We start from the raw sequence: 15,744 nt of genomic DNA, 5'->3' as shown, positions 1-15,744 counted from the left end.
CGGGAAGGGAGCCTGCACCCCCAATGGACATCGACCGCGGAACTCCGCCGACGCAGCCTCAGCAGGCCGTCACCGGCCGGATCCCCCTTGCCGTGGTCGTCGTGGACAGTGCCGGACTCGTGTCGCACTGGTCGACCGGTGCACGGCGGCTGTTCGGGCCCGCCCGGGAGGAAGCGGTGGGTCGCCCCGCGACCGACCTGATGCCGGTCTCCGGCGCGCTCGCGGATGACGCCGCCTACACGGCGTACGAGTCCTACGAGGGGCTCGGCCCGGGGCTCGACGACTCGCTGAACGGGCTCACCGCCTATCCGGCCGCGGGCCGGGCCAGGCTCTCCGAGCCCGGGCGCGCGCCGCTCGATGTGCTGTGGTGGGCCTACCCGCTGGTCGGTCCGGGCCCCGAGCGTCTCCTCGTACTCGCGGCGGACGCCGCCCAGTTGGAGAGGGAGCAGGCGGACGAGGGTGACCGGGACGGGGAGGACGACGACGGTACGGAGCGGATAGCGCCCGGCTTCGCCCTGCACACCGAGTTCAGCGGCGCCGAGGAGCTGGCCGGGCGGCTGCCCGAGATCCTGCCGAGCATGAGCGTGGGCGAATCGAGCCGGATCGTCGCCCAGGTGCTCGAACTGGGCTACCCCGTACTGGAATTCAGCCGACATGACCGGGTGCCCGTCACGCCCGACTGGGGTGTGCCGCGGCGGGCGGAGCGCCGAGCGCGACGGCGGGCGGCGGAGGCTGCCGCGGCCGCCGGGGAGCGGCCCGTCGCCGCAGTGCCCGACGAGGACGTCGACCTCGAATACGCGGCCGTCCGCGAGCGGCTCGAATTCCTCAACGAGGTGAGCGGGCGCATCGGTTCCTCGCTCGATCTCTCCCGCACGATCCTGGAAGTCAGCGCGGCCGTGGTGCCGCGCTTCACCGATGTCGCGGGCACCTATCTGCGCGAGCAGGTCATCGCGGGCGAGGGCTTCCCCGACGGGCCGCCCGACGCGACCACCATGTGGTATCGCGTCGCCGTGGAGCATGTCGACGCGCCGGGGCGCTGGGACGACGTGGTGCCGGTCGGTGAGTCGATGCCCTTCCCGGTGCACACGCCGTTCTTCCAGTGCATGACCACAGGTGACCCGGTGCTGGTGCCGCGCATCAGCGAGGAGATGGGCACCGCCATCGCCTCGCAGTTCGAGAAGCGCGACATCCGCCCCCTGATCAACGGGCGCTCGATGCTGGTGGTGCCGCTCAAGGCGCGCAATGTGGTGCTGGGGTTCATGATCCTGCTGCGGCACCCCGGGCGCGTCCTGTTCAACGACATGGACCGGGTCACCGGCGCCGAACTGGCCGCCCGCGCGGGCCTGGTCCTCGACAACGCCCGTATGTACACGCACCAGGAGACCGTCGCCGAGACCCTCCAGGACAGCATGCTGCCGAAGATCGCACCCCGGATGGCCGGCTGCGACACCGCGACGCGCTACCTCCCCGGCACCCTCCTGGGGCGCGTCGGCGGCGACTGGTTCGACTCGATCAAGCTGCCCGGGTCGCGGACCGCGCTGGTCGTCGGTGACGTCATGGGGCACGGGCTCAACTCGGCAGCGATGATGGGCCAGTTGCGTACCGCCGTGCAGACCATGGCCGCCCTCGACCTGCCGCCCGAGCAGCTCCTGCGCAACCTCGACGACCTGGCGCAGCGCCTCGGCGAGCACTACCTGGCGACCTGTCTGTACGCCGTCTACGACCCGATCCGCAGCGAACTGCTGATGGCGAACGCGGGACACATCCCGCCCGTGGTCGTGCGGGCGGCCGACGGCCACAGCGACCTTCTCGACCTGCCGACGGGTGCGCCGATCGGCGTCGGCGGAGTTCCCTTCGAGTCCGTACGGATCCCCGTCGAGCCCGGAGACCGCCTCATCATGTGCACGGACGGCCTGGTCGAGGTGCGGGGCGAGGACATCGGCGTGGGGCTGGCGACGCTGTGCGAGTCGGCGGCGCACCCGGCGGCCTCGATGGACGACGCCTGCGACACCATCATCCGCGCCCTGGCCGCGTCGTCCTGGAAAGAGGGCCAGGGCGGACGCAAGGACGACGTCGCGCTGCTGATGGCCAGGCTCAACGGCATCCCGGAGCAGGACGTGGCGGTGTGGCAGCTCGCCCGCGACCCGCAGGAGGTGGGCCGGGCGCGGCGGCTCGTGCGGGGGCAGCTGGCGGTCTGGGGCGTCGAAGAGGTAGCGGACCAGGTGGAGTTGCTGGTCAGCGAGGTCGTCACCAACGCGGTGCGGCACGCCAGGCACCACCCGGTCGAGCTGAGGCTCGTACGCACCGACGCACTGCTCTGCGAGGTCGGGGACGACAGCCACACCCTGCCGGCGCTGATGAGCGCGGGGCCCGGCGACGAGGCGGGGCGCGGGCTTGCGGTGGTGAGCGCGCTGGCGCGGGAGTGGGGCACGAGCCGCACCGGCGACGGCAAGATGGTGTGGTTCGAGGTGCCGCTGCCGTACCAGGGGCGGGGCGGGCGGATGATGCGTACGAGTCGTGCGCCCGGGCGTGCGTGAAGTGCACCGGATCGAACGCCGAGTGAAAGTACGCGCCGAGTGCTTGTCGGCGTAACCCAGGCGCGGTAGACCGATCTTGACGTGATGTCAGAGCGGTGATCTCACCCTGGGGAGCTGGGCATGAGCGTGACGAGTCGGTACAAGGGCGCCTGGGAAGGTTTCTGGCGGGAGGCCACCGGCGAGCCCGGGTCGGTCTTCTGGGACGCGGAACCGGCCCTCACCGTGGGCCTGCATCTCGCCCTCTTCGAGCCGCACATGGCGGAACCGGGCCTCGCGATGCTCGACCTCGGCTGCGGCCACGGCACCCAGACGCTTTTCCTGGCCGACCGGTACCCCCGGGTGGCGGGCGTCGATCTGGCCGCCGCCGCCATCGAGCACGCCAAGCGTCTTGATCCGCTCGGCCAGATCCGGTTCCAGCAGCTCGACGCCTCGGACAAGGAGGCGGTGCGCGGCCTCCATGCCGAACTGGGCGACGCGCAGGTCTACATGCGGGGAGTACTGCACCAGTGCGAGCCCGCCGACCGGCAGCCGTTGGTGGACGCCATCGCGGTGCTGGTGGGTGAGCGGGGCAGGGCGTTCGTGGTGGAACTCTCCGAGGGGGCGCGGCCGGTGCTGATGGACCTCGCGCAGGGGCCCGCCGGGCCGCCGCCCAAGCTTGCGCCGATCTTCGCGCACGGCATCGCGCCGGGCGTGCTGCCGGACGCGCAAGTGGCCGGGCTCTTCTCGTCGGCGGGCCTCACAGTGCTCGCAAGAGGTGAACTACCTCTGAGTACAGCGGAGTTCGACGCGAGCGGGACGCGGATCGAGCTTCCGTCGAAGTGGCTGGTGGTCGGCCGCTCGTCGTGAGGGCGCCGCCCCGGAAGGGAAAGTTTTGTAAGAAGCGTTGACGAACGAAAAGCCAGGGCTCTAACTTCATCGCGTCGTACTTCGTACGTCATATATGAGACGCGATACGCGAGATGTGAGAGCGCCCATGGCCTTCGCCCCCAGCCCCATTCCTTCGCGCACCCAGTACGTCCTGGAGGCGATCAAGCACGCCATCCTGACCGGCCGCCTCCTGCCCGGCCAGGCGCTGGTCGAGACCGACCTGGCCGCGCAGTTCGGGGTGTCGAAGACGCCCGTCCGCGAGGCGCTCAAGACCCTCGCCGGCACCGGGCTCGTCGTCATGAACCAGTACAAGGGCGTCACCGTCCGCATGGTCGACGCGACGATGGCGCGCGAGGTGTACGACGTACGACTGCTGCTGGAGCCCGAGGCGCTGCGCCGCACCGTCAGGGGCCGCGCCTCCCTCGACGCCGCCCAGGAGGCCCTCGTCCAGGCGGAGACGGCGTCGGACAAGGCCGAACGCTCGCTCGCCAACCGGGACTTCCACCGGGCGCTCTACCTGCCCTGTGGCAATCCGCTGCTGTGCAGGATGCTCGATCAGGTGCGCGACCAGGCCGCGCTGGTGTCGGCCGTCGCCTGGGCCGCCGAGCCCACCTGGCAGCGGGAGGCCGCCGAGCACCAGCAGATCCTGCGGCTCGCGCTCGCCGGGGACGCCGAGGGATCGGCCCGCGCGCTGCACGAGCACATCACGTCCTTCGTCGCCCGCGCGTTCCCCGAGGCCGACGGGGGCGAGGACATATGACCGGCCCGGCAACAGAGTCCGCGACAGACCGGGACGTGCCTCTGCGGGCGGCGCTCGCGGACGTCGTGGCCATCCCGGTCACCCCCTTCGCGGCCGACGGCACGCTGGACACCGATGCCCACCGCGCCCTGCTGCGCAGACTGCTCGACGGCGGGGTGCGCACCCTCACCCCCAACGGCAACACCGGCGAGTTCTATGCGCTCTCACCCGAGGAGCGCACCGCCGTGACGGAGCTGACCGTCGATGAGGTGGGGGACCGGGCGACGGTCGTGGTCGGTGTCGGACACGACGTGCCGACCGCGGTCGCCGCCGCCGAGCACGCCCGCGCCACCGGCGCGCACATGATCATGGTCCATCAGCCGGTGCATCCCTACGTGGCGCAGGAAGGCTGGACCGACTACCACCGCTCCGTCGCCGACGCCGTCCCCGAGCTCGGCGTCGTCCCGTACATCCGCAACCCGCAGCTGGACGCCGGACGGCTCGCCGAGCTCGGGGGAGCTGTGCCCCAACGTCATCGGCGTGAAGTACGCCGTTCCCGATGCCGCCCGCTTCGCCGCCTTCGCCCGGGACGCCGGGCTCGACCGGTTCGTCTGGGTGGCCGGCCTCGCCGAGCTGTATGCGCCCTCGTACTGGGCCGGGGGAGCGACCGGCTTCACCTCCGGCCTGGTCAACGTCGCCCCGTCCGTCTCGCTGGCCCTCCTGGAAGCCCTGCGCGCGGGCGACTACCCGGGCGCGATGAAGGTCTGGGAGCTGATCCGCCCCTTCGAGGAGCTGCGCGCGGTCCAGCAGTCGGCGAACAACGTCACCGTCGTCAAGGAGGCACTGGCCGCGCAGGCGCCCGCGGCCACGGCCGCTGGCACCTCACCAACATCCGGCGCCTGGAGCAGCTCGGCCTGGTCACGCTCGCCGGTATCTGCGAGCTGCGGCCCCTGGACGCCGAGGAGCTGAGCGGCTTCGGCCGACCCGAGCAGTCCGACGACTTCGCCGCCCTCCTCGACTCCACCGGAGCCCGCGTCGCTGTCATCTGCACCCCGATCCAGACCCACACGGACCTGGCCCTCACCGCCGCGTCGCGCGGAGTGGACATCCTGCTGGAGAAACCCCCGGCCGCCTCGTACGCCGATTTCCAGCGGCTGACCGACGGCCTGCGGGAGGCGGGCAGTGTCTGCCAGATCGGTTTCCAGTCCCTCGGCTCGCACGCCCTCACCGTCATCCGCGAGCTGGTGGCCGACGATGCCATCGGGACTGTGCACGGCATCGGCGCCGCGGGCGCCTGGGTCCGCGACGCCGCCTACTACGCACGCGCACCCTGGGCCGGGCGACGGCGCCTGGACGGCGCGGACGTGGTCGACGGGGTGCTCACCAACCCGCTCGCGCACGCCGTGACCACCGCGCTCGCGCTGGCTGGCAGCGACCGCGCCGAGGATGTCACGGGCATCGAGACCGAGCTGTACCGGGCCAACGACATCGAGGCCGACGACACCTCCTGCGTACGCGTCAGCACGGGACGCGGCATCACCGTCACCGTCGCCGTGACGCTGTGCGCGGAGCAGAGCCGCGAGCCGTACGTCGTCCTGCACGGCGACCGGGGCTGCATCACCCTGCGCTACAAGGACGACCACGTACTGGTGCAGCGGGCCGGGCACGGGCCCGAGGAGAGCGTCCACGGGCGCACCGACCTGCTGGAGAACCTCGTCGAGCACCTCGCGGGCCGCGCCGACCTGCTCGCCGGGCCGGAGCGTACCGGCGCCTTCATGCGCGTCGTCGATGCGGTGCGCCTGGCGCCGGCTCCCAGGCCGCTGCCCCCATCGGCCTGGCGCACCGAACTGGGCGAGTCCGCCCCGCGCCGTGTCGTGCCCGGCATCGACGGCCTGGTCGCGGCGAGTGCCGACAGCCTCGCCCTCTTCTCCGAGCTGGGCGCCCCCTGGGCCCGCGCCTCCACGCCCGGTGCGGTGGCCCGGTGAACACTGCGCTGACCCTGAGCTGCGCCAGCCGCCCTGTGGCCCGCTACACGTACCTGCCGACGACCGCCCCGGCGCTCTCGCCGCGGCCCTATCTGCACCCCGTCACCACACTCGGCGGCAGGACCGTCACCGAGGAGCTGCCCGACGACCACCGCCACCACCTGGGGGCCGGTGTCGCCGTCCCCGACGTCGGGGGCCACAACTTCTGGGGCGGACGCACCTTCACGCGCGTCCGCGGCTCGGTCGAGATGAACAACCACGGATTCCAGACGCACACCGAATTCAAGCTCAGCGACTCGGACGGATGTGTCGAAGAGCTCAGCTGGCAGGCCGGCGGTGTCCAGCTGTTGCGCGAAATGCGCACGGTCGCGGTGACCGAACTGACCTCATCCGCATACGCGTTGGACTTCACCTTCGCGCTCACCAACACCACGGGCGCGGACCTGGCCATCGGGAGCCCCGCCACCAACGGGCGCCCCGGCGCAGCCTACGGAGGCTTCTTCTGGCGCGCGCCCAAGGAGCGGGCCGCGCCGGACGTCTTCGCCGAAGGGCCGGACGGCGAACACACGGAACACACGGAACACACGGAACACACCCTCAACGGCTCCCGCCGCGCCTGGCTCGCGCTCGCCGGTGACGGCTGGACCCTGGTGTTCGCCGGAGCGACGGCCCGTACCCGGGAGGACCCCTGGTTCGTACGGGCCAACGAGTACCCGGGCGTCGGCTCCTCGCTCGCGCACACGGAGCCGCTGCTCGTCACGGCAGGCGCGACCGTCGTACGACGGGTCATCACCGTCGTCGTCGCCGACGGCAGGCCCGGCCGGGCCGAGGCCGCCGCCCTCGTCCGCAAGGCGGTCACGTCATGACGGAGCGTGCACAGGCCCCGTGGACCGCCGACCTCGGCGACGGCACCTACCGAAACCCCGTGCTGCACGCCGACTGGTCAGACCCCGACGTGGTGCGCGTCGACGACTACTACCTGACCGCGTCCAGCTTCGGCCGGGCGCCCGGCCTCCCGCTGCTGCACTCGCGCGACCTCGTCAACTGGACGCTCGTCGGGCACGCCCTGGAGCGCCTCGAACCGGCTCGTGCCTTTGCCGAACCCCGGCCCGACTGCGGGGTCTGGGCCCCGTCACTGCGTCATCACGCCGGCCGCTTCTGGATCTTCTGGGGCGACCCGGACCACGGCATCCACCAGGTCAATGCCCACGACATCCGCGGTCCGTGGACCGCCCCGCACCTGGTCAAGGCGGGCAAGGGGCTCATCGACGCCTGCCCGCTGTGGGACGAGGAGACGGGCGAGGCCCACCTCGTGCACGCCTGGGCCAAATCCCGCTCCGGCATCAAGAACCGCCTCACCGGCCACCGCATGAGCCCCGACGGTCGCGAACTCCTCGACGAGGGGCGGGTCCTGGTCGACGCCGACCGGATACCCGGCTGGTTCACCCTGGAAGGCCCCAAGCTCTACCGGCACGACGGCTGGTTCTGGATCTTCGCCCCCGCCGGGGGCGTGGAGACGGGCTGGCAGGGCGCCCTCCGATCCCGTACCTTCGCCGGCCCCTACGAGCACAGAACCGTCCTGGCCCAGGGCCGCACCGACATCAACGGGCCCCACCAGGGCGGCTGGGTGCGCACTCCGCAGGGCGAGGACTGGTTTCTGCACTTCCAGGTGCGCGGCGCCTACGGACGGGTCGTGCACCTCCAACCGATGCGCTGGGACGACGACGGCTGGCCCGTGCTCGGCGACAACGGCGAGCCCGTACGCGTACACCCGAAACCCAAGGCACCGCAGCAGCCGGTGTGCGCACCGGCCACCGACGACGAGTTCCCGGGCGGGCGGCACGGGCGTCAATGGCAGTGGACCGCCAACCCCGAGCACGGCTGGACGGTCACGCACACGGGCGACGGACTGCGGCTGCCCTGTCTGCCGGGCCCGTACGCCCACGATCCGCGCAGGCTCCCGCACGTGCTGGTCCAGCGGCTGCCCGCGGAGACCTTCACCGTCGAGGTGGAACTCGCCCTGGACGCGGCGCGGCCGGGGGCGAAGGCCGGACTCGTCGTCCTGGGCGACGCGTTCAGCTGGATCGGCCTGGAACGCGGGGCGGACGGGACGGCCCGCCTGGTTCATCGGTACGCGGAGGCGGTCGCCGAAAGGGAACGCGACGCGGAGTACGAGCGGCCCGCGCCCGGTGGCGAGGCCCTGCTGCGCATCGAGGTGACGGCAGGCGCCCGCTGCCGGTTCTCCGCCGATACCGGCGAGGGGACGCGGTCCTCGGGACAGGTCTTCGCCGCCACGCCCTGGCGCTGGGTCGGGGCGCTGCTCGGCCTGTTCGCCGCGGCCCCGGAGGGCGCGGGGCCCACCGGAACAGCCACCTTCACGCACTTTCGCGTCACCCCTGAACCGCCGCGAAGCCCTGAAGCCCTCTGAAGACACCCCTGAAGACAGCCGGACTTACCTACATCACTGCGCCGAGCACCTGGAAGGGCAACCCGTACGGCTTCCTGATCACCCGCAGCCGCATCGTCAGCGACGCGCCTGCGGGTTCCTTCCACCTCGGCCGGCCCTGGCACCCCGGCGGCAACCCGGACGCCGTCATGAGACTCCCACCCACATGAGAGAAGAGCCCACCATGAACACATCCATGCCGCACAGCAGGAGCAGGAGCAGAGGCAACGCAAGCCGCAGGACGGCCACGGCGGTCGCGCTCGGCGCCGTACTCGCGCTGACGGCGACGGCGTGCGGCGACGACGGCAGCGGCGGAGCCGGCCACGAGGGATCAGGGAAGGGCGAGATCACCTTCTGGGACAACAACGGCGGTGTCCGCACCGCCGTCTGGCAGAAGATCATCGCGGCGTTCGAGAAAAAGAACCCGGACATCGACGTGAGGTACGTGCCGATCCCGATCACCGACGTCCAGTCGAAGTACGACACGGCCATCGCTGGCGGCGGCCTGCCCGACGTGGGTGGCGTCGGCACGGCGTGCCTCGCCAACATGGTCGCGCAGAACGCCCTCGACCCGGTCACCGGCCGCATCGACGACAGTGCGCTCAAGGGAAAGCTCTCCACCGGCATGGTCAAGAACGTCCGGGCGGCAGGAGGCCGGGGCGAGGAGATGTTCGCCGTGCCGACCTCCGCGAACCAGGGCACCCTCTGGTACCGCTCGGACCTGTTCCGGGCGGCCGGCCTGAAGGTGCCCGCGACCTGGAAGGACTTCTACGCCGCGGCCGACAGGCTCACCGACGTGGGGAGCAACAAGTTCGGCTTCACCATTCGTGGCGGGGCCGGATCGGTGGCCCAGGCCCTCGACATGATGTACGCACAGTCGGGCATCGACACGTTCTGGCGCGGTGACAGGAGCACGGTCGCCGATCCGAAGAACCTCGCGGCGCTGGAGAAGTACATCGGCCTCTACAAGAAGGCCACCCCGTCCGCCGACCTCAACAACGATTTCACCAAGATGGTCGCCCAGTTCGACCAGGGCGAGATCGGGATGCTCCAGCACAACCTCGGCTCCTACCCCGACCATGTGAAGGCCTTCGGCAAGGAAAGGATCGACGGCTTCCCGCTGCCACCCGCCGCCGGCGGTGGCCCCCGCACGATCGTCTCCACACCGGTCGACGGCCTCGGCCTGTTCAAGAGCGGTAAGAACAAGGCCGCGGCCTGGAAGTTCATCGCGTTCGCGTCCTCACCGGAAATGAACAGCCTCTGGAACGAGGAGGCCGGTTCCATCCCGGCCAACAACGACGCCGCGGACGACGAGTGGATCACCTCGGCCAAGCCGATCGCGGCGGCCATGGAATCGGTCAACGACCCTGGCACGAAGATCGTGCAGCTCCCGTACTACCTGCCCGACTGGAACAAGATCAGTAAGGCGGAGACCGAGCCCGACTTCCAGAAGGTGCTGCTCGGAAAGATGACGGCGAAGGAGTTTGCGCAGAAGCTCGCCGGTCTGCTCGACGCGGCGCAGAAGGAGTGGAACGAGCAGCCCAACCCGTAAAGCGTCACAGCCCGCCCCAGGAGTCCACCAGCCCAGCGGAGAGGACCTCACGCGTCTCCTTCGTCACCCTCGCGCAGACGGACGGTCGCCGCGCTCGCCGCGCAGCCGCTGGCCCCGGCCGCGTACGGAGCCGTCGAAGTCGCACGGCTCGCGGCCGACGGGCTGCGGCGCCGGGTGCTCGCCACGCGCGACGTGCGGCGCCTCGACGACGAGATTCCGCCGGAGCGGATCGTCCGGCCGCCCGACGACCAGGTACGGGCCCAGCTAGCGCCGCCAGTGGTCCACACCTGAGGCGGCCCTGACAGACCTGGCTTGGGTGCTCGCCGACGCGTAACGTGATGCCGCATGAAGATCCTCATCAGCGCCGACATGGAGGGCGCCACGGGTGTCACATGGCCGGCCGACGTGTTGCCGGGCACCCCGCAGTGGGAGCGCTGCCGTTCCCTGTTCACCTCGGACGTGAACGCGGCCGTTCTCGGGTTCTTCGACGGGGGCGCCGACAAGGTGCTCATCAACGAAGCACACTGGACCATGCGCAATCTGCTCCTGGAGCGGCTGGACGACCGGGCCGAGATGCTGACCGGCCGGCACAAGTCCCTGAGCATGGTCGAGGGCGTCCAGCACGGAGACGTGGACGGCATCGCCTTCGTCGGCTATCACACCGGCGCCGGGACCGAAGGTGTTCTCGCGCACACTTATCTCGCGAACTCCATCACGGGCGTGTGGGTGAACGGCGAGCGGGCGAGCGAGGGCCTGCTCAACTCGCATGTCGTCGCCGAGTACGGCGTCCCTGTGGTGCTCGTCACCGGTGACGATCTGACCTGCGTGGACGCCAAGGGGTACGCTCCAGCGGCGCGGATGGTCGCGGTCAAGGACCATGTCTCGCGGTACGCCGCGGTGTGCCGCACCCCGGCTCGTACCGCGAGGGACATCAGGGCCGCGGCCAAGGAGGCGGCGGCCCTCGCCGTGCGGCACGATCCGGTGCGCGGCGTGGCGTTCACGGTGGAGCTGGAGTTCGACGCGGAGCACCTTTCGGCGGTCGCGACCGTGGTACCAGGGGTGGAGCCGACAGGTGAACGGCGTGTCGCCTACACCAGTGCGACGATGTATGAGGGCATTCGTACCTTCAAGGCGGTCACCACGATCGTCTCGGCCGCAGTGGAGGAGCAGTATGGCTGACATGCAGCCGAGCGACGACGGCACGACCGGCGACGGTACGACCGGCAACGCGACGACAGGCGACGTCACGACAGGCGACGTCACGACCGGCAACGACGGGTCGATCGACGCGCTCGCGCTCGACGAGGTGGTCGCCTTCACCTCCGAGCTGATCCGCATCGACACCACCAACCGCGGCAGCGGCGACTGCCGTGAGCGCCCGGCCGCCGAGTACGTCGCCCAGCGCCTGGCCGAGGCGGGCCTTGAGCCCGTCATGCTCGAACGCACCGCGGGCCGTACGAACGTGGTGGCCAGGATCGAGGGCACCGACCCCGGCGCCGATGCGCTGCTCGTCCACGGTCACCTCGACGTCGTACCCGCCGAGCCCGCCGACTGGAGCATGCACCCCTTCTCCGGCGAGGTCCACGACGGCGTGGTCTGGGGGCGCGGCGCGATCGACATGAAGAACATGGACGCGATGGTCCTCGCCGTCGTACGGTCCTGGGCGCGCGCCGGGGTGAGACCCCGGCGCGACATCGTCATCGCCTTCACCGCCGACGAGGAGGCCAGCGCCACCGACGGCTCGGGCTTTCTCACCGCCGAGCACCCGCAGCTCTTCGAAGGCTGTACGGAGGGCATCAGCGAGTCCGGCGCCTACACCTTCCACACCCGCCCCGGCATGGAGATCTATCCGATCGCGGCGGGCGAGCGCGGCACCGGCTGGCTGCGGCTCACCGGCCTCGGCACCGCCGGGCACGGGTCGAAGGTCAACCGCGACAACGCGGTGAGCAGGCTGGCCGCGGCCGTCGCCCGGATCGGCGAGCACGAATGGCCGGTGCGGCTCACCGCGACCGTACGCGCCAGCATCATGGAGCTGGCCGCCCTGCACGACATCGACGCACCGGACCTCGACGCGCCCGACTTCGATGTGGACGCCCTGCTCAACAAGCTGGGCCCGGCCGCCGCGCTGGTCGAGGCGACGGTACGGGGCAGTGCCAACCCGACCATGTTCAACGCCGGGTACAAGATCAACGTCATTCCCGGGCGGGCGACCGCCCATGTCGACGGGCGTTTCCTGCCCGGTGGCGAGGATGAGTTCCGCGAGACCCTGGACGCGCTCACCGGGCCGCACGTGGACTGGGAGTTCCACCACCGCGAGGTCGCTCTTGAGGCGCCGACCGACTCACCGACGTACGCGAAGCTGCGTGCGGCCGTGGAGCAGTTCGCCCCCGAGGGGCATGTTGTGCCGTACTGCATGTCGGGCGGGACGGACGCCAAGCAGTTCTCCCGGCTCGGCATCACCGGCTACGGCTTCTCCCCGCTGAAGCTGCCGGTCGACTTCGACTACCAGGCGCTCTTTCACGGGGTCGACGAGCGGGTACCGGTGGAGGCACTGCACTTCGGGGTACGGGTACTTGACCACTATCTGAAGACCGCGTAGACCGCATAGATCCGGACCGACCGCAGAGGGACGACAAAGGGGGACCGGGACCATGGTGCCGACAGTGCCGTACGGAAGCTGGCAGTCACCGATCGATGCCGCTCTCGCCGCATCGCACGACGGGCGTCCGGAGTACATCGGGGTGGTCGGTGACGAGGTGTGGTGGACCGAGCCCCGGCCCACCGAGGGCGGCCGGCGCGCGCTGGTACGGCGGCGGGCGGACGGCGCCGAGGAATCGGTGCTGCCCTCCCCCTGGAACGTACGCAGCAGGGTCATCGAGTACGGCGGGCAGCCCTGGGCGGGCGCCGCGCGTGAGGGCTCCGGCCCGCTCGTCGTCTTCGTCCACTTCCCCGACCAGCGGCTCTACGCGTACGAACCAGACGCCCCCGGCGCCGAACCGCGCCCGCTCACCCCGGTGTCGGCGGTCGGCGGCGGGCTGCGCTGGGTGGACCCGCAGCTGTGGCCGGCGCGCGGGGCGGCGGGCGAAGTGTGGTGCGTGCTTGAGGAGTTCACCGGCGAGGCGCCCACCGACGTACGCCGTGTCATCGCGGCCGTCCCGCTGGACGGCTCGGCCGCCGAGGACCGCGGCGCCGTGCGTGAGCTGTCCGACGACCGGCACCGCTTCGTCACCGGGCCGCGGGTCTCGCCCGACGGGCGGCAGGCCGCCTGGATCGCCTGGGACCACCCGCGGATGCCGTGGGACGGCACGCTGGTGATGCTCGGCGAGATCGCCGATGACGGCCCCTTCGAGGACATGCGGACCGTCGCCGGGGACACCGACGAATCGGTCGCCCAGGTCGAATGGGCGCCGGACGGCTCGCTGTTGTTCGTCTCGGACCTGGGCAACTGGTGGGAGCTGTACCGGGCCACGACTCCCGGCGAGAGCCTGCCGGGTGTCGTGGCCGGGACCGGTCTGTGCGCCGGGCGCGCCGAGGAGTTCGGCGGGCCGCTCTGGAAGATCGGACTGCGGTGGTTCCACCCCCTGGACAACGGCCTGATCGCCGTCATCCACGGCGCGGGCCCGACGACCCTGGGCATCCTCGACCCGGAGACCGGCGAACTCGTCGACGCGGCAGGACCCTGGACCGAATGGGCCGCCACCCTCGCCGTGGACGGCAGCCGCGTCATCGGCGTCGCCGCGAGCCCGCGCAGCGCGTACGAAATCGTCGAGCTCGACACCTTCACCGGCCACACCCGGGTCATCGGCTCCGCGCACGACGACCCGGTGGACCCCGCCTACTACCCCGAGCCGCAGATCCGCACCTTCGTGGGCCCCGACAGCCGCGACATCCACGCCCACATCTACCCGCCGCACAACCCCGACCACATCGCGCCGGGCGACGAACTCCCGCCGTACGTGGTGTGGGCCCACGGCGGCCCCACCGGCCGCGCCCCACTCGTACTCGACCTGGAAATCGCCTACTTCACCTCGCGCGGCATCGGCGTCGCCGAGGTCAACTACGGCGGATCAGCCGGGTACGGGCGCGAGTACCGCAACCGGCTGCGCGAGCAGTGGGGCGTCGTGGACGTCGAGGACTGCGCCGCCGTCGCCCTCTCGCTGGCCGAGGAGGGCACCGCCGACCCCGGCAGGATCGCGATCCGCGGCGGCAGCGCCGGCGGCTGGACCGCGGCGACCTCGCTGGCCACCACCGACGTGTACGCCTGCGGCACCATCATCTTCCCGATCCTCGACCTGGCGGGCTGGGCGACGGACGAGACCCACGACTTCGAGTCCCAGTACCTGGAGAGCCTGGTGGGGCCGATCGGCGAGTACCCGGACCGGTACCGCGACCGCTCGCCCGTGCACCACGCGGAGCGGATCACCGCACCGTTCCTGCTGCTCCAGGGCCTCGACGACGTGATCTGCCCGCCCGTGCAGTGCGAGCGGTTCCTGGAGCGGATGGCGGGGCGCGGCATTCCGCACGCCTACATCGCCTTCGAGGGGGAGGGACACGGCTTCCGCATGGCCGACACCATGACCCGCGCCCTGGAGGCCGAACTCTCCCTGTACGCACAGACCTTCGGAATCGACCGGGCCGACGTCCCCCGCCTGGAGCTCAATAAGTGACGCCGCCGCCTCCGGCCGGGCCCGCGCCCCTGACCAGGCCCGCGCGACTGAGGCCGGGGGCGCGGGTCGCCGTGGTCGCACCCAGCGGCAGCGTGCCCCGGGAGCGGCTCGACGCGGGCCTCGACATCCTGCGGGGCTGGGACCTCGACCCGGTTGTCGCACCCCATGTGCCGGACCGGCACCGGCAGTTCGGGTACCTCGCAGGCGCGGACGAGGCGCGCGCCCGCGACCTCCAGGAGGCGTGGTGCGACCCGACGGTCTCCGCCGTCCTGTGCGCGCGGGGCGGCTACGGGGCTCAGCGCATGGTGGACCTGCTCGACTGGAACGCGATGCGCGCCGCGGGCCCCAAGGTCTTCGTCGGCTACAGCGACATCACCGCGCTGCACGAGGCGTTCGCCGTACGGGCGGGGCTGGCCACACTGCACGGGCCGATGGTCGCGACGGATGTGTTCCTCAAGGACGGCCCGACCCAGGAGTCACTGCGGGCCACCCTCTTCGACCCCGAGTCGGTCCGTACCCTCGGCCTCCCCGCGGCCCGCGTCATGGTCCCCGGGCGGGCCCGCGGCGTCACCCTCGGCGGCTGCGTCAGCCTGCTCGCGGCCGAACTCGGCACCCCGCACGCCCGCCCCGGTGCGCGCGGCGGGCTGCTGCTCATCGAGGAGATCGACGAGGAGCCGTACCGGCTCGACCGGATCCTCACCCAACTCCTGCGCTCGGGCTGGCTGGACGGCGTCGCGGGCATCGCCCTCGGCTCGTGGGAGGAGTGCGGCCCGTACGACGACGTACGGGCGCTGCTGTACGACCGGCTGAGCCCGCTGGGCGTCCCGGGCGTCGAGGACCTGGGATTCGGCCGCTGCCCGACCGCGCTGACCATGCCGCTCGGCGTGCCCGCCGTACTGGACACGGACACCCGCACCCTGACCCTCGACGTGCCCGCGCTGCGCTGAGCGC

11 protein-coding genes and 2 pseudogenes are annotated in these 15,744 nt (G+C 71.5%); all 13 read left to right on the top strand.

Annotation, left to right across the window (positions count from 1 at the left end; genetic code table 11):
* The first annotated feature begins 23 nt into the window (after positions 1-23).
* A complete protein-coding gene (locus ABCR94_RS29815) occupies positions 24-2,537 on the top strand; it encodes an ATP-binding SpoIIE family protein phosphatase (RefSeq protein WP_347123499.1) in 2,514 nt (837 codons plus the stop codon).
* A gap of 120 nt (positions 2,538-2,657) precedes the next feature.
* The gene (locus tag ABCR94_RS29810) at positions 2,658-3,383 is read left to right on the top strand and encodes a class I SAM-dependent methyltransferase (RefSeq protein WP_347123497.1); all 726 of its coding nucleotides are present in this window, start codon (positions 2,658-2,660) and stop codon (positions 3,381-3,383) included.
* A 127-nt stretch (positions 3,384-3,510) separates the two neighbouring features.
* Positions 3,511-4,164, top strand: a complete 654-nt coding sequence (locus tag ABCR94_RS29805; RefSeq protein WP_347123495.1) for a GntR family transcriptional regulator — start codon at positions 3,511-3,513, stop codon at positions 4,162-4,164.
* Positions 4,161-5,112, top strand: a pseudogene (locus ABCR94_RS29800) (dihydrodipicolinate synthase family protein). The gene ABCR94_RS29805 and the pseudogene ABCR94_RS29800 overlap by 4 nt, the downstream one beginning before the upstream one ends.
* On the top strand, positions 5,034-6,128 hold the full coding sequence (locus ABCR94_RS29795) for a Gfo/Idh/MocA family protein (RefSeq protein WP_521978144.1): 1,095 nt from the start codon (positions 5,034-5,036) through the stop codon (positions 6,126-6,128). Before ABCR94_RS29800 ends, ABCR94_RS29795 begins: the two are co-directional and overlap by 79 nt.
* A complete protein-coding gene (locus ABCR94_RS29790; RefSeq protein ID WP_521978109.1) occupies positions 6,125-6,994 on the top strand; it encodes a DUF6807 domain-containing protein in 870 nt (289 codons plus the stop codon). Before ABCR94_RS29795 ends, ABCR94_RS29790 begins: the two co-directional genes overlap by 4 nt.
* On the top strand, positions 6,991-8,556 hold the full coding sequence (locus ABCR94_RS29785) for a glycoside hydrolase family 43 protein (protein WP_347123493.1): 1,566 nt from the start codon (positions 6,991-6,993) through the stop codon (positions 8,554-8,556). Before ABCR94_RS29790 ends, ABCR94_RS29785 begins: the two co-directional genes overlap by 4 nt.
* A gap of 29 nt (positions 8,557-8,585) precedes the next feature.
* Positions 8,586-8,732, top strand: a pseudogene (locus ABCR94_RS39240) (pectinesterase family protein); the annotation flags it as partial.
* 26 nt (positions 8,733-8,758) lie between these two features.
* Positions 8,759-10,126 carry an ABC transporter substrate-binding protein gene (locus ABCR94_RS29780; protein WP_521978106.1) on the top strand — a complete coding sequence of 456 codons (1,368 nt, stop codon included), beginning with the start codon at positions 8,759-8,761 and terminating at the stop codon, positions 10,124-10,126.
* A 345-nt stretch (positions 10,127-10,471) separates the two neighbouring features.
* A complete protein-coding gene (locus tag ABCR94_RS29775) occupies positions 10,472-11,305 on the top strand; it encodes a M55 family metallopeptidase (RefSeq protein ID WP_347123492.1) in 834 nt (277 codons plus the stop codon).
* Positions 11,298-12,725, top strand: coding sequence for a M20/M25/M40 family metallo-hydrolase (locus tag ABCR94_RS29770; protein WP_347123490.1), 1,428 nt, complete (start codon positions 11,298-11,300; stop codon positions 12,723-12,725). Before ABCR94_RS29775 ends, ABCR94_RS29770 begins: the two co-directional genes overlap by 8 nt.
* A gap of 52 nt (positions 12,726-12,777) precedes the next feature.
* Complete coding sequence (locus tag ABCR94_RS29765; RefSeq protein WP_347123488.1) at positions 12,778-14,793, top strand: S9 family peptidase; 2,016 nt, start codon at positions 12,778-12,780, stop codon at positions 14,791-14,793.
* Positions 14,790-15,740, top strand: a complete 951-nt coding sequence (locus ABCR94_RS29760) for a S66 peptidase family protein (protein WP_347123487.1) — start codon at positions 14,790-14,792, stop codon at positions 15,738-15,740. The genes ABCR94_RS29765 and ABCR94_RS29760 overlap by 4 nt, the downstream gene beginning before the upstream one ends.
* Positions 15,741-15,744: the final 4 nt, after the last annotated feature.

Source organism: Streptomyces changchenzhani (genome assembly GCF_039766235.1).
GTDB lineage: Bacteria > Actinomycetota > Actinomycetes > Streptomycetales > Streptomycetaceae > Streptomyces.
Note: the sequence above shows the minus strand (reverse complement) of the source record. Positions and strands in the feature narration are given on the sequence as shown.

Bases quoted from the DNA above. Each gene is read 5' to 3' on its own strand.
- ABCR94_RS29815 (WP_347123499.1), top strand. From the start codon at position 24: ATGGACATCGACCGCGGAACTCCGCCGACGCAGCCTCAGCAGGCCGTC.
- ABCR94_RS29810 (WP_347123497.1), top strand. From the start codon at position 2,658: ATGAGCGTGACGAGTCGGTACAAGGGCGCCTGGGAAGGTTTCTGGCGG.
- ABCR94_RS29805 (WP_347123495.1), top strand. From the start codon at position 3,511: ATGGCCTTCGCCCCCAGCCCCATTCCTTCGCGCACCCAGTACGTCCTG.
- ABCR94_RS29785 (WP_347123493.1), top strand. From the start codon at position 6,991: ATGACGGAGCGTGCACAGGCCCCGTGGACCGCCGACCTCGGCGACGGC.
- ABCR94_RS29780 (WP_521978106.1), top strand. From the start codon at position 8,759: ATGAACACATCCATGCCGCACAGCAGGAGCAGGAGCAGAGGCAACGCA.
- ABCR94_RS29775 (WP_347123492.1), top strand. From the start codon at position 10,472: ATGAAGATCCTCATCAGCGCCGACATGGAGGGCGCCACGGGTGTCACA.
- ABCR94_RS29770 (WP_347123490.1), top strand. From the start codon at position 11,298: ATGGCTGACATGCAGCCGAGCGACGACGGCACGACCGGCGACGGTACG.
- ABCR94_RS29765 (WP_347123488.1), top strand. From the start codon at position 12,778: ATGGTGCCGACAGTGCCGTACGGAAGCTGGCAGTCACCGATCGATGCC.